This is a genomic window from Mycobacteroides abscessus ATCC 19977 (genome assembly GCF_000069185.1).
Classification (GTDB): domain Bacteria; phylum Actinomycetota; class Actinomycetes; order Mycobacteriales; family Mycobacteriaceae; genus Mycobacterium; species Mycobacterium abscessus.
Map to the genome: position 1 here is coordinate 4,774,911 of NC_010397.1, position 24,340 is coordinate 4,799,250.

Consider the following 24,340-nt stretch of genomic DNA (forward strand, 5'->3'; position numbering starts at 1 on the left):
TGCTACCGCACCTCCCCCGTCATGGCTTCCAGCACCCGCTGGAATCGTTCGACGACTTTCCGCACCCGACTCTCACCGAATAGGCCGGTATCGAACTCGACCCGTAGCACCAGTTCATTTCCTGGCATCGCTTGCAAAGTCAACGGGTAATGGTTGTACTCGCGACCGCTGACCGCGGTGATCGACAAACCGTCCGGCATAGACGAAGCCATTGTCTGTACCGGATAGTTCTGATAGACGAACAACGTGTCGAACAGCTGCTCCTGGCCCACCGCGTGTTGGATCTCGCTGAGTGCCAGATGCTGATGCTCGAGGGTGTCGCTGTGCTGCCGCTGTAGGTTTGCAAGCAGTTCGGCGATGGTGGTGTCCGGGGTGACGGTAACGCGCACCGGCACGGTGTTGATCAAGAGCCCCACCATCGAATCAGCTCCCGCCACCTCGGCCGACCGGCCCGAGACCGCCACCCCGAATGCGACATCATGACGGCCCGTCAGCCACATCAGGACCTGCGCCCAGGCGGCCTGCAACACGGTGTTTGCGGTGGTGTGCTGTGAGCGCGCCAATTGCCCCACAGCATCCGAGATGTCGGCGGATATGCGGAACGTTTCGGTGGCACGACGCCCCGGCAGCCGGCCCTTGGGGGCGACAAGAGCCGGACGATCGAAATCCTTCAGAACTTCACACCAAGCCCTGCGCGCACCATCGACGTCGCGCTCGATCAGCCAGGTCACGAACCTGCGGTACGAACTCGCAACGGGAAGCCGCTGCCCGTAATAGCTTGCGAATACCTCGCGCAGCAAGATCGGCAGCGACCAACCATCGAGAACGATGTGGTGATACGTCATGACGAATCGGTGTTCATTCTCGTCGATACGGATCAGGGCCGCACGGAAGGCCGACTGATTGACCACATCACAGACCGCCGCACGCTCGGCAGCACATAACCCCTGTAGACGTTGCTCGTAATCAGCTTGTTCCACATCAATTTCGACAACTTGCCAGGGCGCCGTTGGGTTCGCAGGAATGATCTGCACCGGTTCGTCGAATCTCTTGTCGAACCGAGCCGCCAGATTGGGGTGGCGGTTGACGACCGCCCGCACCGCCTCCCGCAGCCGGTCGGCGTCCAATGGACCGGTGATGGTGATATCGAGCTGCATGGCGTACACGTCGTCGCTGTTTCCCCGACTTGTGTTGGCCTGGAACAGCAGTCCGTGCTGCAACGGTGTCAGAGGCAGTACGTCGTCTATCGCATGATCTCGGGCGAGGTCGTCCAGTTCGCGCTGGGTCAGCCGGGCAGGCACGATGTCGGAGGGTGTCAGACCACCACCTCCGCTACGTACATGCGCGCAGATCCCGGCGAGCGCGTCAAACCACAGCCGGCTGAGTCTGGCGGCCTGGACCTCGTCCAGGACCGAGGGTGCCCACGTCCACGCCGCATAAAGGCTTGGACCGTCCTCTGTTTCAGCAGTGCTGGCGTTGAGTTCAACGGTGTGGGTAAGTGGCATGGGTAATGCGGTAACGGCAGCGGCCACCGCAGCCGTGTCCGGGCTGACCTGCCACAGTTGGTCGTGGAATTCCGCTCGACCAGCGCCCCCGCCACCGAGCCTGCCAAGGTAGTTGAATCCCACGGTCGGCTCGGCTCCGGTGAGATCAACATCGGAGTTCAGATATCGCAGAAGTCCGTAGGTCATGCCCTCGGGCAGGGAGCGCAACTGCTCCTTGGCATCCTTGATCACCGCGCCCAGCAACGGATCGCCGGCCACCACCTGATCCCAGCGCAACCTGCCCGCAGATCGCCCGGGCTTTCCCGAAACAGCTAATGCCACAGGGTATTTCGTGGTGAACCAACCTACCGTGCGGGACAAGTCAATCTCGGTGACACATCCTCCCAGATCTTCCACACGGCCGTGACCTTCGACTTCGATGCCCACAGGCAAGGTGACACCCAGGAACTCGGTCAATGCCAGCGCATAGCCGATCAACAGGATGTCCTGGACCCCTGCGTGGAATGCGGCCGGAACCGCGCCGAGCAGCGCGCGGGTGGTCTCGACGTCCAGTGATGCCGTGTAGTGGCCGGCGCTGGCATAGGTGTCCAGCTCCGGGCACGCAGCGGGCAGCGCCGGTGGGGTCGCCAGCACGCGCCGCCAGCGATCGGTCTGATCAACAACGTCCCTGTCGTATGCGTGCTCCTCGAGCAGCGCTGCCCAGCGGGCGAACGAAGTGCCCGCCTTCGGCAATGCCACCGGTTGCCCATGACGATGCTGACCCCATGCAATGTTCAAATCTTCGAGCAGGATTCGCCAGGACACCGCGTCAATCGCGAGGTGATGGATGACCAACACGAGCTGGCCCGTCGATGCCACCCACAGCGCACTGACCATCTGACCGGCGGCAGGATTCAATCGTGCCCTGGCCGCCAGCAACTCCGCATCAGTAAGTACCTCAACCGATTGCAGACAGGGTGCCGTCAAAGTCTGCTCTGGGACCTGAAGCATCCAATTCTCGACACGCAGCCGCAGCATCGCGTGCCGGTCCAACAGGGCTCCCAGCACCATCTCGACATCGGACTCGCTCGCGCCGGCCGGTGCTTGTATCACCGCCGTCTGGTTGAACTGATCGGTCGGGGCGCCGGTGCCCTCGACATCACGCAACCACCGCATGATCGGCGTCGCCGCCACCGGCCCCACGCCCTCGTCGACGGGCCCCGAGTCCTCATCGACCACGCCAACGACCTGAGCCAGCCGGGCCACCGTCTGTTCCACGAAGATGTCACGTGGCCGACACACCACACCGCATGCACGCGCCCGCGCAACCACCTGCATGGACAGAATGCTGTCTCCGCCAAGGTCGAAGAACGAGTCGTCGACCCCGACGCGATCAAGCCCGAGTACCTGCGCGTAAATGCCGGCCAGTGTCTCCTCGACCGCATCGGCCGGGGCGCGGTATCGCTCGGCATCCTGATATTCGGGAGCTGGCAGCGCGCGAATATCGAGCTTGCCATTCACCGTCAGCGGCAACGCTTCCAGCACAACGATCGCGCTCGGGACCATATAGCCGGGCACCCTGTTCGCCAAAGCATTTCGAAGCCGGTCCGGTTCTGCGACACCATTCACCGATTCGGTGACATAACCGACCAAGCGGGTGACGCCCGGTGGATCCTCCCGGGCGATCACCGCCGCCTGCGACACGTCGCTCAGCGCGGACAACGCGGCCTGCACCTCGCCGAGTTCGATGCGGTATCCGCGGATCTTGACCTGGTCGTCGGCACGACCGCGGTACTGCAACTGTCCATCCGGCCGCCAGCTCACCAAATCACCGGTGCGATACATGCGCGCACCGGGCACACCGAACGGACAGGCCACGAACCGTGCCGAGGTCAGGCCCGAGCGGCCCAGATACCCGCAGGCCACACCCTCACCTGCGACGTACAACTCACCGACGACCCCGACCGGTACCGGACGCAGCCACTCATCGAGGACAAATAGCGCGGAAGTCGATACGGGCGCCCCGATGGGAGCGGCTCCGGATCCGGCCGCCAGTGGTGCGCTCATCGACGCGTAGACGGTGATTTCGGTAGGTCCATAGGCATTGATGACTGTGTGCCCCGCTGCCCAGCGATCCACTACCTCGCCCGGACATGCCTCACCGCCGAGTAGCAACGCCACCGAATCCAGGCCTGCTGGCGAGAGAGCACCCGCCGCCGACGGCGTCTGCGTGAGCACGTTGACGCGCTCTCTGACCAGCAGAGTGTGGAAGTCCTCCGGGGAACTCACGATGGATTCCGGCACCACCACCACGCGCGCGCCACCGAGCAGGGCGGCCCAAATCTCCCATACCGAGAAGTCGAAGGCGTAGGAATGACATTGCGTCCACACCTGATTCGCAGGCAACTGTGCTGGGGTCGAGCGCGCCAGGTGTGTCAGATTGTGGTGTGTGACGGCCACGCCCTTGGGGACACCTGTGGTGCCCGAGGTGTAGATGAGATACGCGATGTCATCGGGCTCGGGACCCGGATTCGCTGGGCTGTGGACGATCTCCATTTCGGCATCGTCCACATCGGCGAGCTCGCCAATGTCGATGACGGACATCTCGCGGCCATCGAACCGCCCGGCAAGGCCGCTGGTGGTAACCACGGCTGTCGGCGCCGCGTCGTCCAACATGAAATCGATACGTGCAGAAGGCATCACCGGGTCGATCGCGAGATACGCCGCACCGGCCTTCAACACCGCCAGCATGGCGACGATCGCCTGCGACGATCGCTCCAGGAGCAGCGCTACACAGCCTCCCGGCACCACGCCCGCCCTGCTGAGCCTGAGCGCCAGCCAGTTCGCGGCATCGTCAAGTTCCCGGTAAGTCAACGCGTGCCCGCCGCAAGTTACCGCCACTGCCTCCGGGGTGCGCGCCACCTGGTCGGCGAACAACGCCGGGACGGTCACCGGGTTGATCGCGCGCTGCTCCAACAGCGCACGATTACCCATGGAGTCCAGGCGGGCGTGCTCGGCAGGGTCGAGCACGTCAATCGACGACAGCCTGCTCTCCACATCAGCGGTCATTGCGGTCAGCACCAGCTCGAAGCGGCCGAGTAGCCGCTCGATGCTCGCCGGGTCGAAGACATCGGTCCGGAATTCCACCGTGCCGCCGATCCCGGCCGGTTCGCCATCGCGTGTCCGATGCTCGGCAAGGGAAAAGCTCAGATCCATGCGAGCGGTCTGGGTATCGGCATCCATCGGAGTGACCTCCAAGTCACCGAGTGCCAGTCCAGGGCCCGACGAACCGTTGTCCTGTCCAGGCACGTTCTGCCAGCCCAGCGCCACCTGGATCAACGGGTGGTGCGTCAACGATCGCGTGGGATTGAGCCGCTCGACAAGCACTTCGAAAGGCACGTCCTGGTTTTCGTAGGCGGCCAAACTACGTGCGCGCACCTGCGCGAGCAGCTCGGCAACGGTCGGGTCACCGGACAGATCGAGCCGCAGCACCAAAGTATTGACGAAGAACCCGATCAGCTCATCCAGTGCGGGGTCCCGGCGACCGGCTATCGGGAATCCCACGGCGACATCGGTATTTCCGCTGAGCTTGCTCAATAGCACTCCCAGGGCGGCCTGCAGCACCATGAAACTGGTCGCATTGTGCTCGCGGGCCACCCGGGCGATCTGCTCTTGCAAGGCGGCCGGCCATTGCACTGCCATGGTGGAACCGCGCTGATCAGCGGTCGACGGGTAGGGCCGGTCCGTGGGTAGCTCCACACGTTCGGGCATCCCGGCCAGTGCGTCCTGCCAATAGTCCAGCTGTGCCGCGATCCGGCTGCCACCGTCTGCGAAGTCGCCGAATTCGGCACGCTGCCAAAGGGTGTAATCCACATACTGCACCGCCAGCGGCGCCCACCCCGGTGCGTGCCCCGCACGCCGGCTGACATAGGCGACACCGAGATCCGTCACCAACGGGGTGATGGACCAGGCGTCCGCAGCAATGTGATGTACCACCGCCGCGAGCACATATTCATCACCGGTTATCCGGAAAAGTCGCGCATACAAAGGTATTTCATTGGACAAGTCGAAAGTGTGCCGCGCGGCCTCACCGATAGCCTCGCGCAGCTGGCTTGTCGTCCACCCGGTGGCATCGACCACGTCCCAACCAAAGTGGGCGTCCGCTGCTGGCACGACCACCTGCTGTGGTACACCCCCGGTCGCACGGAACTGCGTACGCAAGCTCTCGTGGCGAGCCACCACGTCTGCCAGACCCGCGCCCAATGCGTCGACATCCAGCGCTCCGCTGATCCGCAGCGCGGTCGCCATGTTGTAGACCGGTGATGGGCCCTGAAGTTGATCGAGGAACCACAGTCTGGCCTGCGCGAATGACAACGGGATCTGCGCCGGTCGCTCAGCGGCCACCAGCGGACTGAGCGAGCTCGACGCGTCGGCAATACGAGGCGCCAACTGACCCACCGTCGGCGCTTCGAACACGGTCCGCACCGATACAACGGCGTTCAGGTCCGCATTCACCGCCGCGATCAGTCTCATCGCGGACAACGAATCTCCGCCCAAATCAAAGAACGAGTCGTCAACGCCGACGCGCTCAACCCCCAGCACTCTCGCGTAGATCCCGGCCAGAATCTCCTCGGTGAGTGTTCCCGGCGCGCGGTATCGATCGATGTCTTGATACTCCGGCCTCGGCAGGGCGCGGGTGTCGAGCTTGCCGTTCACGGTCATTGGCAATGCCGCCAACACCACCACGGCGACGGGCACCATGTACGCCGGTAGTTGTTCGGCTAGCTGCGCGCGCAATTTGGCAGGGTTGGCGGTTCCGGTCACGTAGCCCACCAGCCGCCGGTCCCCTGGACGATCCTCGCGGGCGATCACGGCAGCCTGATCGACTCCATCCAGTGCGGTCAAAACTGAGTGGATTTCTGCGAGTTCGATGCGATAGCCACGGATCTTGACCTGCTCGTCGGCGCGGCCCAGGTACTCCAGCTGTCCGTCGGCACGCCACCGCACCAGATCACCGGTGCGATACATCCGTTGCCCCGGCAACTGCGCATCGGCGAATGGGCACGCCACGAAACGGGAAGCGGTCAAACCGGTACGGCCCGCGTATCCGACCCCCACACCATGGCCGGCGATGTACAACTCACCCACCACACCCGGCGGTACCGGACGTAGCAGCCCGTCCAGCACGAACATCGCCGCGCCCGGTACCGGCGCGCCGATCGACGGCGATCCCGTGCCACCCACCAATGCCGCTGTCCGGGACGCGCAGATCGTGGTCTCCGTCGGCCCGTAGGCATTGACCATCAACCGGCCCGGCGCCCAACGATCCACTACCTCACCCGGGCACGGCTCACCGGCCACCAACAACGACACCGCGTCCAGCGACTCCGGTGTCAACAACGCCACCGCCGAAGGGGTCTGACTCAACGCGGTCACCTGCTCGGCAACCAGCAGGGCGGTGAGGTGCTCGGGCGAGTGCGCAGCCGACTCCGGTACCACCACCAACCGCCCACCATGCAACAACGAACCCCAGATCTCTTCTACCGAGGCATCGAAAGCGTACGAATGCCATTGCGCCCAAGTGTGTCCCGCCAGGAATGTCGCGGGCGATCCCATCAGCGCAGTGACATTGTGATGTGCGATAGCCACACCCTTCGGCACCCCGGTCGTGCCGGACGTGTAGATGATGTAGGCGATATCGTCTGGGCTCGGCAGCGGTAGCGAGGACCCCGCACCGGAACTGGCGCCCTCCGCGATATCACCGACGTCGATGACCGTCAGGGCGTATCCGGCCAGGCGGTCGGTCAAGTCTGCCGTGGTGATCGCGGCTGTCGGTGCGGCATCGCCGATCATGAATTCGACCCGCACATCAGGTAGTGCGGGATCGATTGGTAGATACGCGGCGCCGGTCTTCAACACCGCAAGCATCGCCACCACAGCTTCCGGACAACGTTCGGTGAGTAGCGCAACGGACTCGCCTGGCCTAACACCCTGCGCAATAAGCCTGTGCGCCAGCTGATCTGATGCTTGATCGACTTCCCGGTAGGTCAGCTCGCGACCGTTGAAACTGATTGCGACCGCGTGGGGTACCCGAGCGGCCTGCTCGGCGAACAATGCCGGCACCGACCTCCGAACAGCAGGTGGCCTGTTCAACAGCTCGCGGTTACCCCATCGATCCACGCGGGTGTGCTCGGCCTCATCGAGTACATCGATCGACGAAAGGCGCCGGGAGGGATCGGCCGTCATCGACGCCACGACGCGCTGCCAGCGCGCGATCAGCGCTTCAATGCTGTCGGCGTCGAACACATCGGTACGGAATTCCACTGCACCGGCGATGCCGGCGGGCTCACCGGCCATGGTCCAGCGTTCCCCCAAAGAGAAGGTTAGATCCATACGGGCGGTCTGGGTATCCACCGACAGCGGCTCGACTCGCAGATCGCCCAGGCGCAGGCCATCCGCGGGACCGGTGTCCTGCCAGGGCAGGTTCTGCCAGGCCAGTGCGACCTGCACGAGCGGATGATGGGCCAGGCTGCGGATCGGGTTGAGTCGCTCCACCAAGACCTCGAAGGGCACGTCCTGATTCTCGTAGGCGGCGAGACTGCGCTGACGGACCTGAGTAAGCAACTCTGCAACCGTGGGGTCACCGCTCAGATCGACGCGCAGCACCAGGTTGTTGACGAAGAATCCGACGAGTTGATCCAGCGCGGTATCCCTGCGCCCGGCGATCGGGAACCCCACGGCCACATCGGATGTACCGCTGATGCTGGCCAGCAGCACCGCAAGAGACGCCTGCATCACCATGAAACTGGTCGCACCGTGCTCGCGGGCCGTCGCCCGCACCTGTTGCTGCAACTCAGGCGGCCACTGCACTTCAACGGTGGAGCCACGCTGATCGGCAACCGGCGGATACGGCCGGTCCGTGGGCAGTGCCACTCGCTCGGGAAGCCCGGCGAGTGCGCCTTCCCAATAGGCCAATTGTGCAGAGATGGGGCTGTCACCGTCGCCGAGGTCGCCGAGTTGCGCCCGTTGCCAAAGGGTGTAATCGACATACTGCACCGGCAGGGGCGCCCAGTCGGGAGCATGGCCACGGCACCGGCTGGCGTACGCCACGCTCAGATCATGCATCAGGGGGGTCAGGGACCATCCGTCGGCCGCAATATGATGTACCACCGCAACCAGCACGTGTTCTTCCTCGGCGATGCGGAAAACCCGTGCATATAAAGGTATTTCGATAGCCAAATCGAAGCTGCGACAGACTGTCGCGGCAATGGCCTCGTCCAGTTGGCCGGTCTGCCAGCTCGTGGCGTCGATGATTTCCCACCCGAAATCAATCGGGCCGTCCGGCAATACGATCTGGCGAGGGTTCCCGCCGGGTGCATCGAAACGTGTACGCAGGCTTTCGTGGCGGCCGATCAAGTCCGACAGCGCAGCGCCCAGGGCGGCGGCGTCGAGCCGCCCATAGAGCCGCAGACCCACTGGCATGTTGTAAACCGGTGAAGGCCCTTGCAGTTGATCGACGAACCACAATCGGTTCTGTGCGAACGATAGTGGGATCACCTCGGGACGCTCCACCACAACGAGTGGCTCCGGGCCGCCTGCGCCCTCACCGATCCGCAGAGCGAGCTGCGCGATCGTGGGTGCGTCGAATACCGTACGTGTCGAAAGGTCGGCATTTAGTGCTGCATTGACCGCAGCCACCAAGCGCATGGTCGATACGGAATCCCCGCCCAGATCAAAGAACGAGTCATCGACTCCGACTCTCTCCACGTCAAGTACCCGCGCGTAGATTCCGGCCAAGATCTCTTGCACCGCACCGACCGGCGCACGATAACGGTCGACATCCTGGTAGTCGGGCGCAGGGAGTGCCCGGACGTCCAACTTGCCATTGACCGTCATGGGCAACGCGGCCAAACCCACTACCGCGGCGGGCACCATATAGCCCGGAAGCCGTTCGGCCAGCGCCGTCCGTGCGCCGACCGGATCCGCGGCGCCGGTGATGTAGCCGACCAGACGTTTATCGCCAGGACGATCCTCGCGCGCGATCACGGCTGCGTTCTCGACACCGTCCAGCGCGGCCAGCGCCGATTGGATTTCACCGAGCTCGATCCGATAGCCACGGATCTTGACCTGCTCATCGGCACGGCCCAGGTAGTCCAGCTGTCCGTCGGCGCGCCACCGCACCAGATCACCGGTGCGATACATCCGGCTGCCGGGCTCACCGAACGGACAGGCCATGAACCGCGCCGCGGTCAGACCCGATCGGCGCCAATAGCCGATACCTACCCCCGCACCGCCCAGGTACAGCTCACCGACCACACCGGCGGGCACCGGACGCAGCCATTCATCCAGTACGAAGAACGCCGCCCAGGCCGTTGGCGAGCCGATCGGCGGCGCGCCCAGACCGGGCGCCAGCGGCGCGCTGGCGCACAACCACATCGTGGTCTCGGTGGGGCCGTAGACATTGACCATAGTTCGTCCCGGCGCCCACCTGTCGACCAATTCCGGTGAACAAGGCTCGGCGCCGATGACCAGAGTCGCCACATCCAGACCATCGACCGGCAACATCGACACCGCCGACGGTGTTTGCGTCAACACCGTGACCTGCTCGCGTACGAGTAGCCGGTGAAAGTCCCGCGACGAGCGGGCGATCGTTTCGGGCACCACGACCAGCCTTCCGCCGTGCAGCAGCGCGCCCCAGATCTCCCACACCGAGAAATCGAAGGAATATGAGTGGAACTGCGTCCACACCTGGCCCGGCTCCAGCGGCACCCCAATCTGCAAGGAGTCGAACAGTTGGGTGACATTGCGCTGTGTTACCGCCACGCCCTTGGGTAGGCCGGTCGTACCCGAGGTGTAGATGATGTGAGCCATGCCGTCCGCCGAGGGCATCGTCAATCCGGCGCCGCATTCGGCGGCTATCGCAGGATCCTGCACGTCGACAACGGGCAGCCCGAAGCCGCTGAAACGCTCAGCCAGTGCGGCCGTGGTGACGACGGCCATCGGGCCCGCGTCGGAGACCATGAACTCGACGCGGGCGCCGGGTAGAGCCGGGTCGATCGGCAGGTAGGCAGCACCGGTTTTCAACACAGCCAGGATCGCCACGACTGCCTCGGCCGAGCGGGGGAACATCAGCGCCACGCGCTCGCCCGGGCCCACCCCACGCCCAATCAGAAAGCGCGCCAACCGGTTGGATGCCTCATCCAGGGCCAGATATGTCAACGAACGGTCTTCGCAGACCAGCGCGATGGACTTTGGGGACCGCGTGACCTGCCGGGCGAACAATTCCGGTATCGACGCCGGCTGCGCCAGATGAGTCAGGACTCCCTGATTTCCCCACCGCTGCAGGCGATCACGCTCGGTTTCGTCGAGAATCTGCACCGCCGACAACGGACGACGCGGGTCGGCGACCATCGCCGACAACACCGATTCGATTCTCTTGACAAAGGTTTCAATGCCACACACATCGAAGAGAGCGGTGTCGTACTCGATGCGCAGCCGCAGCTCTCCGCCGGGGATCGCTTGCATGGTAAGCGGGTAGTCGGTGGATTCGTGGCTGATGATCTCGTCGATGGCGAATCCGTCGGCCCCCGACAACACACCGGTGTCCACCGGATAGTTCTCGAAGACGAACAAAGTGTCGAACAGTCGTTCCTGCTCGGCAATACGATGGATCTCACTCAGCGGAACATGCTGATGCTCCAGCGTTTTAGCGTGCTCCTTGGTGAGCTGATCCAACAGACCCGCAGTGGTGGTGGCCGCGCTGATATTGGCGCGCACCGGCACGGTATTGATCAGCAGGCCAACCATCGATTCGGCACCCGGTACATCCGCGGGGCGGCCGGAGACCACCGAACCAAAGACCACGTCCTGCTGTCCGGTCAGCGAGGTGAGCAGCAGTGCCCACGCCCCTTGCAACACCGTGTTGACCGTGGTGTGCTGCGCACGCGCCAACTCGCCTAACGCTCCAGTGAGACGCCCTGACAACTGATGCGTGCGCACCCCCCGCCGCCCCAGCCCCGACTTTTGCGGTGGGCCAACGAGAGTGGGAGTTTGAAATCCTGCCAGCACCTCACCCCAGGCCGCCTGTGCGGCTGCCGTATCGCGTGCTGCCAACCAGCTGACAAAGTTCCGGAAAGGGGTGGCGGCGGGTAGCCGTTGTCCTCGATAGGCGGCAAAGATCTCCTGCAGCAGGATCGGCAATGACCAGCCGTCCAGCACGATGTGATGATTGGTGAGCACAAACCGATACCGCTCAGCCGCGACACGTATCAAGGCCACCCGGAATGCCGGCGGTTCGGTCAGGTCGCAGACCGCCGCGCGTTCTGCGGCACACAGCCGTTGGAGCTCTTCGTCCTTATCGGCGCAGTTCCATTCGGCGCTCAGGTCGACATAGCGCCAACCCACCGTCGGTTCTGCCGGAATGAGCTGTACAGGCTGTTCGAACTGACCGCAGAATCGCGCCGCCAGATGCGGATGGCGGGCGGCGACAGTATGGACCGCACCGTGAAGCCGCTCTGGTTCCAGCGCGCCATCAATGGTGATGTCCAGTTGCACCACGTAAAGGTCGCCCTCGGGCCCGTTCCCAGCACCGCTATGGAAAACGAGGCCCTGCTGCAGTGCGGTCAGTGGCAGCACATCTGCGATCAGGTACTGCTGTTGCAACTCGTCGAGCTGGCGTTGGCTCAATCGGGCCGGTGTGATGTCCGACGGCGTCAATCCGCCACCGCCTGCGCGCACGTGCGCGCAGATGCCGGTCAGAGCGTCGAACCACAGCTGACTCAGACGGCTGACCTGATCCCGATCGAGTGCAGAAGAGGCCCAGGTCCAATTGGCCTGCAGCTGAGGGCCGTCGTCGGTCTCGACCGCTCCCGCGTTCAGCGCCACCGTGTGGGTCAGGGGCATCGGTATCGCGGCGGCCACGCTGACAGCCGACATGCCGTCGGCAGGTATCCGCCACAGATCATCGGACATCGCGGCAGCTCCGCCCGCCAGCCTCCCGAGGTAGTTGAATCCCACCGTCGGGTCGGATGTCGCGAGATTTGCTCCCGGGTTCAGATACCGAAGCAGACCGAAGGTCAAGCCCTCGGGCTGGCCTCGAAGCTGTTCCTTGGCATCCTTGAGAGCCGCGCCCAGTGCCTCATTTCCGGCCACGACATCGGACCAGCGCACCCCACGCCCGGACAACGACACCGGATACTTGGCGGTGAACCACCCGACGGTCCGAGACAGGTCGATTCCTGCCGCAATCTCCTCATGCCTGCCGTGGCTCTCGACATCGATGCCGATCGGGGTGTCGGTGGCCGCAAACTCGGCCAGCGCCAACCCAAATGCGATCAGCAGAATGTCTTGCGGACCCGTATGAAATGCCGCGGGTACCGCGCCGAGCAGCATCCGGGTGGTCTCGACATCCAGCGATACCGAGAGCTGCCCCGCGGTCTCGTGGGTGTCCGTGTCGGGTCGTACCGCCGGAAAGATCGCCGGTGCCGCCGAGACCTCCCGCCACGTCCGTGCATGCTCGACGACCCCGGGATCGTGGGCGAGCGCGGTCAGCAGCTCCGCCCACCGCCGGAACGAGGTGCCCGCCGCGGGCAACACCACGGACTGGCCATCACGATGCTGAGCCCAGCCAAGGTTGATGTCCTCCAACAGAATTCGCCATGAGACGCCGTCCACCGCCAGGTGATGGACGATCATCACCAGTTGCGAGGTAGACGTCACCCACAGCGCACTGAGCATCACCCCGGCCGCAGGATCCAACCGCGACCGCGCCGTCACCACGGCACTGTCAGAGAGATACTCCGCCGTGTGCAGACATGTGGCGGCATCGACTGAACCCGGTTCCGGCACCGTCAGAGACCACCCTCCGACACCGTCTCCACTGACGCGAAGCCGGAGCATGGCGTGCCGGTCCAGCAATGACTGCAACAACGTCACCACGTCGTCCTCTGCGACGCCCTCGGGCGCCTGCACCAACACCGATTGATTGAACTCCTCGATGGGGCCGTCGATCCCCTTCAGCCACAGCATGATCGGCAACGGAACTACGTGCCCGAGGCCCTCATCGATCGGTCCGCGCGAGCCTGCTGTCACTTGGACAACTCGAGCCAGCCGGGCCACGGTCTGTTCGACGAATATGTCCCTGGGTCGACAGAGCAGGCCAGCGGCCCGACCCCGGGACACCACTTGCATCGACAGAATGCTGTCCCCGCCCAGGTCGAAGAAGGAATCGTCGACGCTGACCCGCTCCAGCCCCAGAACCTGGGCATAAATATCGGCCAGCACCTCTTCCACCGCATTCGCGGGGGCCCGATATCGACCGTGGTCGCCGTAATCGGGTGCGGGAAGTGCCCGGGTATCGAGCTTGCCGTTCACCGTCAGCGGTATCGCATCCAGCCGAACCACCGCAGCAGGCACCATATACGCAGGCAGGCGATCGGCTATCGCCATCCGTAGTCCGCCGCAATCGGCTGTCCCGGTGATGTATCCGACCAGACGCTTGTCGCCGGGGCGGTCTTCACGGGCGATGACCACCGCCTCCTCAACGCCGCCCAAACTCGCCAAGACTGCCTGGATTTCGGCCAGCTCGATGCGATGCCCTCGAATCTTGACCTGCTCGTCGGCGCGGCCGAGATAGTTAAGCTGTCCGTCGGGTCTCCAGCACACCAGGTCCCCGGTGCGATACATCCGGGTGCCCGGATCCCCGAACGGACAGGCCACAAACCGTGTCGACGTCAACGGCGCTCTGCCTACGTAGCCGTAGCCCACACCCCTACCTGCGACATACAACTCGCCGACGACACCGACAGGTACTTGACGCAACGATTCGTCGAGCACAAATAGCGCCGCCCCGGTGACCGGTGTGCCGATCGGCACCCCCTGCCCTGCGGTCAGCGGCGCGCTGATCGCGACGCACATGGTGGTTTCGGTAGGGCCGTAGGCATTGATCATCACCCGGCCCGGGGCCCATTGATCAACCACCTCGGCGGGGCACGCCTCACCGACCACCACCAACGCAGCCGAGTCCAGACCTTCCCGCGGTAGTGCTCTGGCCGCGGAGGGGGTTTGGGTGATCACGGTGACGTGCTCACGGATCAGCAATGCGTGCAGATCCTCGGGCGAGCTCGTCGCTCCTTCAGAAGCAATCACCACTCGCCCGCCACTCAGCAGCGCGCCGAATATCTCCCACACCGAGACATCGAAGGCCAGAGAATGACTGTGCGACCACACTCCCGGATGTGGCAATCCAGCGTCCAGAGAATCCAGCAACTGTGTCACGTTGCGGTGACTGAGGGCCACGCCTTTCGGCACACCGGTGGTGCCCGAGGTATAGATCAGATACGCGGTGTGGTCCGGTTCAGGATCCGGTATCGCGCCGTCGAATCCGGCATCCGGCGGGTGTGGCCCGACACCGCGGATATCGATGATCGCCAGCCCTCGCCCGTCCAGCCGATCCGCGAGATCAGTGGTGGTGACGGCGACGACAGGGCCAGCGTCGGCGAGCACGAAAGTCAGCCGCGCATCCGGCACGGCGGGATCGATCGGCAGGTATGCCGCACCGGTCTTGAGGATCCCCAAGATCGCGGCAATCGCCTCGGCCGATCGGTTGCTCAGCAACGCGACCACCTGCCCTGGACCGGCGCCCTGATCAATCAACAAGTGCGCCAACCGGTTCGCTGCAGAGTCAAGCTCCCGATAGGTCCAGGAACGTTCCCCGCAGGAGACCGCCACCGCTTCGGGGGTGCGGCTCACCTTCTCTGCAAAAAGTCCGGTGACCGACGCCGGCCGAGACGGCGTCCGGGCCAGGGTCGCGTGGTTGCCCAGGACGGACAAGCGGCAGCGCTCATCGTCGTCGAGCAGATCTACAACGGAAAGCCGCGCCGCGGGATTCGCAGTGATTGCCGTCAGCACCCGTTGCAACCGAGTCACCAATGACTGGATGGTGCGGGCATCGAACACGTCGGTGCGGAATTCTACGGTGCCGCCGATGCCTGCCGGCTCACCGGACTTCGTCCAACGCTCCGCCAACGAGAAGTTCACATCCATACGGGCGGTACGGGTTTCCACCGGCATCTGCGATATCCGCAGATCCCCCAGTTCGACTCCCGCAGCCGAATCGTTGACATGGCGACCGGCAAAGTTCTGCCACGCCAGCGCCACCTGGACCACGGGGTGATGGGCAAGGGATCTGACCGGGTTCAGCCGGTCGACGAGCACCTCGAAAGGCACGTCTTGATTATCAAAGGCCTCCAGGCTGCGCACGCGCACCTGCTCGAGAACCTCGCAGATCGTGGGGTTACCAGCGAGATCGGCCCGCAGCACCAGAGTATTAACGAAAAATCCGACAAGTTGATCCAGAGCTGGATCGCGCCTTCCGGCGATCGGAAATCCCACCGCTACATCAGAGTTCGCACTGAGACGAGAAAGTAGGATCAGCAGTGCAGCTTGTACGACCATGAAGCTGGTCGCGTTGTTCTCGGCTGCCAGTTCGGCTATCTGCCGCTGTAGCTCAACAGGCCAGTTCACCGCTATCGTCGCTCCGCGTTGATCAGCCGCCAACGGGTATGGTCGATCGGTGGGTAGCGTGATGCGCTCCGGTAGTCCGGCCAGCGCGCCATGCCAATAGCGGAGCTGCCGTGCGATTGGGCTGTCACTGTCCTGTAGCTCACCGAACTGCGCACGCTGCCATAGCGAATAGTCGGCGTATTGCACCGGCAGATCTGCCCACGCCGGAGCTTCACCCGCACACCGGCTGGCATAGGCCGTACCCAGATCGGCCATCAGTGGGGCGATCGACCAACCATCGGCGGCGATGTGGTGCACCACCACCACTAGCGCGTGCTCATTGTCGGTGACTCTGAACAGGGCCGCTTTCAGCGGTATTTCGGCCGACAGATCGAAGGCATGTCGCGATATCTCGTCGATGGCCTCCCGCAGCTGCCCGACCGACCAATCTCCGGCATCGATGACTTCCCAACCTGGCTCGGCGCCGCCGGCAGGCATCACCATTTGGTGCGGGACTCCGTCCGGAGCCTCGAATAGGGTGCGCAGGCTCTCATGTCGAGCGACGACATCGGTGAATGCGGCGGCCAACGCGTCGGCATCCAGCTCTCCGTCGATCCGGAAGGCAGCGGTCATGTTGTAAATCGCTGAGGGGCCCTGTAATTGGTCCAAGAACCACAGTCGCGACTGGGCGAATGACAGCGGAACCCGGGCAGGCCGCTCGCGGGCGGTCAGCGGTGCCACCCGGGTCTCGTCTCGACTGATCCGGGTGCACAGCTGTGCGACTGTGGGCGCGTCGAACAAGGTACGCACCGTGACACCGGTGTTCAGCGCGGCGTTGATCCCAGCGAGCAAACGCATTGCGGACAGTGAATCGCCACCCAGATCGAAGAAGGAGTCATCGATCCCCACACGCTCGTGCCCGAGGACTCGGGCATAGATGTCGGTGAGGATTTCTTCGGTCGGGTTGCTCGGAGCGCGATATCGAGCTGCGTCCACGTAATCCGGTGCGGGCAGGGCACGTCTGTCCAGCTTGCCGCTCACGGTAAGCGGCAACGCGTCGATCACCACCACCGCGGCCGGCACCATATAGCCAGGGAGCCGCGCCGCGAGCTGCGTCCGGATTCGGTCAGGATCTGCCTTCCCAACGACGTATCCGACGAGACGCAGGGTTCCACCTTGGTCCTCGTGAGCGATCACCACTGCCTGAGTCACTCCATCGAGCGTTGCCAGCGCCGCCTGGACCTCACCGAGTTCGATTCGGTATCCGCGAATCTTGACCTGCTCATCGGCGCGACCCAGATACCGCAGCTGCCCACCGTCATCCCATTGCACCAGGTCTCCGGTGCGATACATACGGCCGCCGGGCTCACCGAAGGGGCAGGCCACGAAGCGCGTCGATGTCAGCCCGGTCCGGCGCCAATAGCCCAGGCCCACACCGCGACCCGCCACGTACAACTCTCCGGCCACACCAGGCGGGGCCGGACGCATCCACTGGTCCAGTACGAACAGAGCCACTCCCGGCACCGGGGCGCCGATCAGTACCGGACTCCCGCTCTGCAGTGGTGCGCTTATCGATGCATACACCGTGGCCTCCGTCGGCCCGTAGGCGTTGACCATCACCCGCCCGGGCGCCCAGCGGTCCACCAGTTCGGGTGGGCAAGCCTCTCCCGCCACCACCAACGCCGTCGATTCCAGTCCCTGCGGCGAGATCATCCCGGCTGCCGAAGGTGTCTGACTCAATACGCTGACGCGTTGCGTGACAAGCAACTCATGAAGTTCCCCGGGCGATGCCGCCGCCTGTTCCGTCACCACCAGCAGGCACGCGCCGTGTAGCAGCGCACCGAAGATTTCCCATACCGAGACATCGAAGCTGTATGAATGCCACTGCGCCCACACCTGACCAGTACCGGACGGTACTTGGGCGTTCAGTGCGTCGAACAGCCCGGGCACATTTCGGTGTGCGATGGCAACACCTTTCGGTGTGCCGGTGGTTCCCGAGGTGAAGATGATGTACGCGATGTCGTCGGGCGTCGGGCCCGGCGGCGCGGTTTCCGCTTGTACATCCGGCGAGGGCTCGTTGATATCGATAATGCACAGCTCGATGTCACCAAGACGGGGTCGGTGCTCCGTGGTGGTGACGGCCAGGATCGGCGCGGTATCGGCCACCATGAACTCGATGCGGGCCAAGGGAAGTGCGGGATCCACCGGCACATAGGCCGCGCCGGTTTTCAGTACGGCCAGCATCGCGACAATGGCCTCTGCGGACCTGGAGAACAGCAGCGCCACCGTTTCACCCGAGCCTGCTCCACGGTCGGCGAGCACGCGCGCGAGGCGATTGGCGGATTCATCGAGTTCTCGGTAGGTCAGCGATCGGCCGTCACAGGTCACCGCGATCGCGCCCGGTGAGCGCTCAACCTGCTCGCCGAACAGCTCCGGAATTGACTTAACCGCAGGGGGATCGATCAAACTCTCGCGGCCGCTCCACGTGTCCAGCTGGGTACGGACTGCATCGTCAAGCAGGTCGATCGAGGACAGCGGCAGCCCGGGATCGGCGGTCATGGCCGAGAGAATCGTTGTCAGTCGCCCGAACAGTGCCTTGACAGCAGCACAGTCGAAGACGCCGGAGTCGTACTCGATGCGCAGGCCCAGGGCGCTGCCCGGCAGCACCTGCACCGCGAGCGGGTAATGGTTGGATTCACGGAAATCGAAGCCGGTGACGGCCAGTCCTTCGATGTCCCACCGTTCGGTGACATCGATCGGGTAATTCTCAAACACCATGAGGGTGTCGAAAAGTCGTTCCTGTCCGGTGATGCGGTGGATGTCGCTCAGGGCCAGATGCTGATGCTCCAGGGTGTCGTTGTGTCTACCCTGCAACTGCCCCAACAACTCCGCCGTCGTGGTGGCCGCACCAATAGTGGCCCGCACCGGCACCGTATTGATCAGCAAACCCACCATCGATTCGGCACCGAGCACCTCGGCCGGCCGACCCGAAACCGTAGTACCGAACGCCACATCACCGTGCCCGCACAACGAACTCAGCAGCAACGCCCACGCACCCTGCAACACCACATTGACCGTCGTCTGCCGCGAACGCGCCAACTCACCAACGTTTTTGGTGATCTCCTCCGGCAGCTGGAACGACTCAACGCCGCGGTGTCCCGGCCCGTCCGGTGTGGATGGACCGACAAGTGTGGGCGCATCGAATCCCGCCATCGCCTTGCGCCACGCGTGCTGGGCCGCAACCTGATCGCGTTCGGAAAGCCAGGTGACAAAGCTGCGATACGAGGCCGCCGGTCGCAGCCGTTGTCCACGCAGACTCGCGAAGATCTCCTGTATGAGGATCGGCATCGACCAACCGTCGAGCACGATGTGATGGGTCGTCAATATGAAGCGGTGCTGCTCATCAGCGGTGCGGATGAGCGCCGCCCGAATGGCGCATCGGTTTGCGAGGTCGCCCACGGCGACTCGTTCGGCGGCGCTGATCTCCTGGACCTGTCCGTCGATATCAGTGCCGTTGAAATCCAACGCGAGGTATTGCCAGGGCACTACGGGGTCGGTAGGGATTGCCTGTATCGGCGGATCGAATCGCTCATAGAAGCGGGCCGCCAAATGGGGATGTCGGTCGACCACCGATTGGACGGCATCACGAAGCTGCTGCGGGTCGAGCTGTCCATCCAGCACGAGGCTCAGTTGCATCGCGTACACGTCGTCGCAACCCCGTGCGGTACCGGAGTGGTAGAGCAGCCCCTGTTGCAACGGAGTCAACGGGAGCAGATCGGTGAAGTGATGCTGCCGAGACAGTTCATCGATCTGCCCTTGATTCAGCACGGCGGGGGCGATATCCGACGGGGTCAATCCACCACCGCCACTTCGAACATGCGCACAGATCCCGGTCAGGGCCTGAAACCACAGTTCGTTCAATCGGCCGACTTGCGTCTGATCAAGTGCCGAACGCGCCCAAGTCCAGTCCGCATTCAGCAAGACGCCCGCTTCGGTCTCGATCACGATGGCGTTGAGCTCCAAAGGATGCCCCAACGGCGTAGGCACCCGGCTGGCGGCTCGGGACAGAGACGCGCTATCCGGGCAAAGCTGCCACCCGGCACCGGTGAGCCCGCTGACCCGGCCCAGGTAGTTGAACGCGATCGACGGATCGGATGCCGCAAGATCCACCGCCGGATTGAGGTAACGCAACAGACCGTACGTCAGCCCGTCGGGCAGTGCCCGTGCTTGTTCCTTGGCGGCCTTGATCATGGCACCCAGCGCCGCATCGCCGGCCACCACACTGGACCAGGCCAATCCATCCAGATCCAGCGATACCGGATACTTGGTAGTGAACCAACCCACCGTACGCGAGAGATCGATACTGCGGGCGCCTGCTCCACTCAGCTCGCCTAATTCCTCGTGACGACCGTGGCCTTCCACGTCGATGGCTATCTGTGTGGTACCCGAGAACTCTGCCAGCGCCAGCCCGAGGGCTATCAACAAAATCTCCTGCGGCCCAGCATGAAACGCGGCAGGAACGGCACCGAGCAGCAAGCGAGTGGTCTCCGTGTCAAGGGCCGCCGAAAGCTGCCCCGCGGTCTCGTAGGTATCCGCCTCGGGGTCTACCGGCGGCAACAGCGCCGGGACGGCTGACACCGTTTGCCAACGCTGCGCCTGCTCCACGACAGGCTCGCTCCGCGTGTACTCGGACAGCAGCTCCGCCCACTGCCGGAAGGACGTCCCCGGCCGGGGTAGCGCGATAGGCCGCCCGTCCTGCTGTTGCGTCCAGGCAATGTTCAGGTCCTCCAAAAGGATTCGCCAAGACACACCATCAACCGCCAGGTGATGGACGATCAAGACCAGCCGGTGGGTGGAGTCCACCCACAGCCCGCTCAGCACAGCTCCCGCGGCCGGGTCTAACCGAGACCGCGCCGCTAGCAGGGCTTCATCGGTCAGTCTGTCGATCGACTCCAGACATTGGGCGGCCTCCACCGCACCCGGCGCGGCAGCTGACAATAACCAGCCACCGTTACCGTGGTCCTCGGCGCGCAGCCGCAACATGGCATGCCGATCCAATACGGCCTGCAGCATGGCGATGACGGCCGCACCGGTCACCCCATCGGGTGCCTGCAGCACGACCGTCTGGTTGAACTCGGCGACCGGTCCGCCAATCTCCTTCAGCCACCGCATGATCGGAGTGGCAGTAACCGGACCGGTGCCCTCGTCGAGCGGCTCGGCGATGGTGTCCCCGGCGACAACCACCTCGGCCAACCGCGCCACCGTCTGCTGGACAAAGATGTCACGGGGGCGACACGCGAGGCCTGCCATCCGCACCGCGGAGGACACCTGCATCGCCAAGATGCTGTCGCCACCCAGTTCGAAGAACGAATCGTCTGCGCCGACCCGCTCAAGTCCGAGAACCTGGGCATAGATCGCGGCCAACGTCTCCTCCACCACAGTGGCCGGGCGGCGGTACCGCTCAACGGCCCGGTACTCAGGTGCCGGCAAGGCATTCCTGTCGAGCTTGCCGTTAACGGTCAGCGGCAAGGACTCCAGGACCACGATCGCGGCGGGCACCATGTAGGACGGCAGCCGGTCCGTCAGCGTTTCACGCAATTCCCCGGGATCGGCGCTGCCGGTGAAATAGCCGACCAGTCGCTTGTCGCCGGGACGGTCCTCGCGGGCGATCACCGCGACCTGATCGACTCCCTCCAGAGCCGCCAAAGCCGATTGGACTTCGCCGAGTTCGATGCGATAACCCCTGATCTTGACCTGCTCGTCCGCACGTCCCAGATACCGCAATTGCCCGTCGGATCCCCAGCACACCAGATCCCCGGTGCGATACATCCGCGTGCCCCGTCCGCCGAACGGGCAGGCCACAAACCTTGTCGCCGTCAAAGACGTCCGGCCGGCATAGCCGTACCCCACCCCCGCACCGGCCACATACAACTCCCCGACCGCACCGGCCTGTAGCGGGCGTAGCCAGTCGTCGAGCACAAAGAACGACAAGTCGGCCAAGGGCGCCCCGATGGGGCTACTCGTACCAACGACATCGGAGACGGTGATCTCACGGAACGAGGCATGCACCGTCGTTTCGGTGATGCCGTACATGTTGATCAATCGCGGCGACTGCGGATGATCCTGGAACCAATCACTCAAACGCGCAGGCTCCAGCGCCTCACCACCAAACACCACCACCGAGAGAGCGAGTTGCCGTTGCTCGGGTGATGCCGTGTCCACTGCATGCAACGCGTAGAACGCCGAAGGCGTTTGACTCAAGACGCTGACGCGCTCATGCACCAGCAATGCGTGAAGCTCTTCGGGTGCCCGTGTGACGCCTTCGGGTACCACCACCAGCCGACCGCCATGTAGCAGCGCACCGAAAATCTCCCACACCGAAAAGTCGAAGGCCAACGAATGACACTGCGCCCACCCCTGCCCGGGCACCAGCTCAAGATCGGCGTCGATGGCCTCCAACAACCTCGTCACATTGTGATGGGGAATGGCAACACCTTTCGGCGTGCCGGTGGTGCCCGATGTGTAGATGAGGTAGGCGACGTCGTCGGGGTGCGGCATTATCGACAAGGCCGCACTCGGCTGGCCATACACCGCGCGGCCGTCGATGTCCACGACAGTCAGCCCGTGCCCCGCCAACCGGTCCGCCAGTTCCGCGGTGGTCACCACGACCACCGGCCCGGCATCACACAACACAAACCGCAACCGCGCATCAGGCACCGAAGGATCAATCGGCACATACGCCGCACCCGTCTTCAGCACCCCCATGATCGCCACCACAGCCTCAACCGACCGCGACAACAACAACGCCACCCGCTGCCCCGGCCCCACCCCATGAGAAATCAACAAGTGCGCCAACCTATTCGACGCCTCATCCAACCCCCGATACGACACCGACCGCCCACCACAACTGACCGCAACAGCCCCCGGATCACGCACCACCTGCTCGGCAAACAACTCAGGAATCGACAGCGGCCGGGGCACGGGGTGAGTCAACGCACCCCGGTTACTCCAGAGGTCCAGCTGAGGGCACTGCGCCTCAGCGCGGACGTCGATGGCTGAAAGTGGCCGCCGTGGGTCGGCGGTCATCTCCGACAACACCCGTTCGAACCGATCCGCCAGGGTGCGAGCGTCACAGTCGGGGAACAATTCCCCCACACCTGTTGTACTGAGGAAAAGCTCATCGTCGTTCTTGATAAAGACGAGCCCGAACTGGTCCACCAGGCCGGTATGGGTCACGGTGCCGGACCCAGCCGCCCCGGCGAAGTCAGCCAGGCGGGTGGTCGGGATGAAGTTGACGGCAGCATGTCTCGATGGCCACCCACCGCGCTGGAATCCGGTCTTGCTCTCGATGTCGCGCAGCGGAAAGCGCTGATGTCGCAACGCTTCCTGTATGCGGGTGGCAACGTGTTCACAGAAGTCGGCTACCGAGGTATACGGCGAGGTTGTCAACCTCAGCGGCACCACGCCAGAACTCATACCGGGCACCAGCAGCGCCTCAGGGCGCACCCGCCGACTCACCGGGAAGTCGAGCACCACCTCTGCGCCCCCAACTTCACCATGCACCAGCAGGGCACATGCCGCGGTGATCACCGCCGCGCGCCGAACCCCCAACGCGTGCGACAACTCACGGGCCTTGGCAACAACGGCAGGATCCAACTGAATTGGCGCAGATGGCTCGTACTCAGCGAGTCGAGCCGCAGCGGCCGGCGGCGTCCCATACCGAAGTTCATCGTCGAGCGGGCCACAGCTGGCCCAGTAGGCCGCATCGTCAAGGTAGTCCTCGGAGCCCTCATAGTCCGACTCCGATTCGACGAGGCTTCGCAACGATCCGAAAATCGGTGCGGGAACCGGCGCATCCGTAGCGATCGCGGAGTAAACAGCGGCGATTCGATGACACAGGAGGCCCATGCCGATACCGTCGGTCACGATGTGGTGACAGCACACGAAGAAATAGAAGTCGTCGGGCCGCACCTGCATCAGCGCGAACCTGAACAGCGGTCCGTCCAGAGGCATCGGCGCCTTTTGGATCGATCCCGCAATCCGATAGGCGTCACCGACAGGATCCGGCGAACCCGTTAGGTCGTGGTGCGCGAGCTCGGTATCCGGGTAGTCGACGACCGTCTGGAAAACCTGTCCGTTGAGCTCGGAAAAGACCGCCCTGAGCGGTTCGGCCTCGTGTATCACCTGACGCACGGCCTGCTCGAGCAACCCATGCTCGATGATCCCCTCGATTCGGCCAAGCATCCCGAGGTGCCATTTGGCTCCAGAACGCCCGGTTTCTTCGGCAAGCCAAATATCTAGCTGGCCCCGCGTGAGCGAGAGCGCCCCAGCATTACTGTCCATCGGTCCCCACC

At 64.0% G+C, this 24,340-nt stretch carries 1 protein-coding gene; it reads right to left on the bottom strand.

What is annotated here, in order from left to right; genetic code table 11:
* Positions 1 to 2: 2 nt before the first annotated feature.
* Positions 3 to 24,329, bottom strand: coding sequence for a non-ribosomal peptide synthase/polyketide synthase (locus MAB_RS23740; RefSeq protein ID WP_005112588.1), 24,327 nt, complete (start codon positions 24,327 to 24,329; stop codon positions 3 to 5).
* Between the last annotated feature and the right edge of the window lie 11 nt (positions 24,330 to 24,340).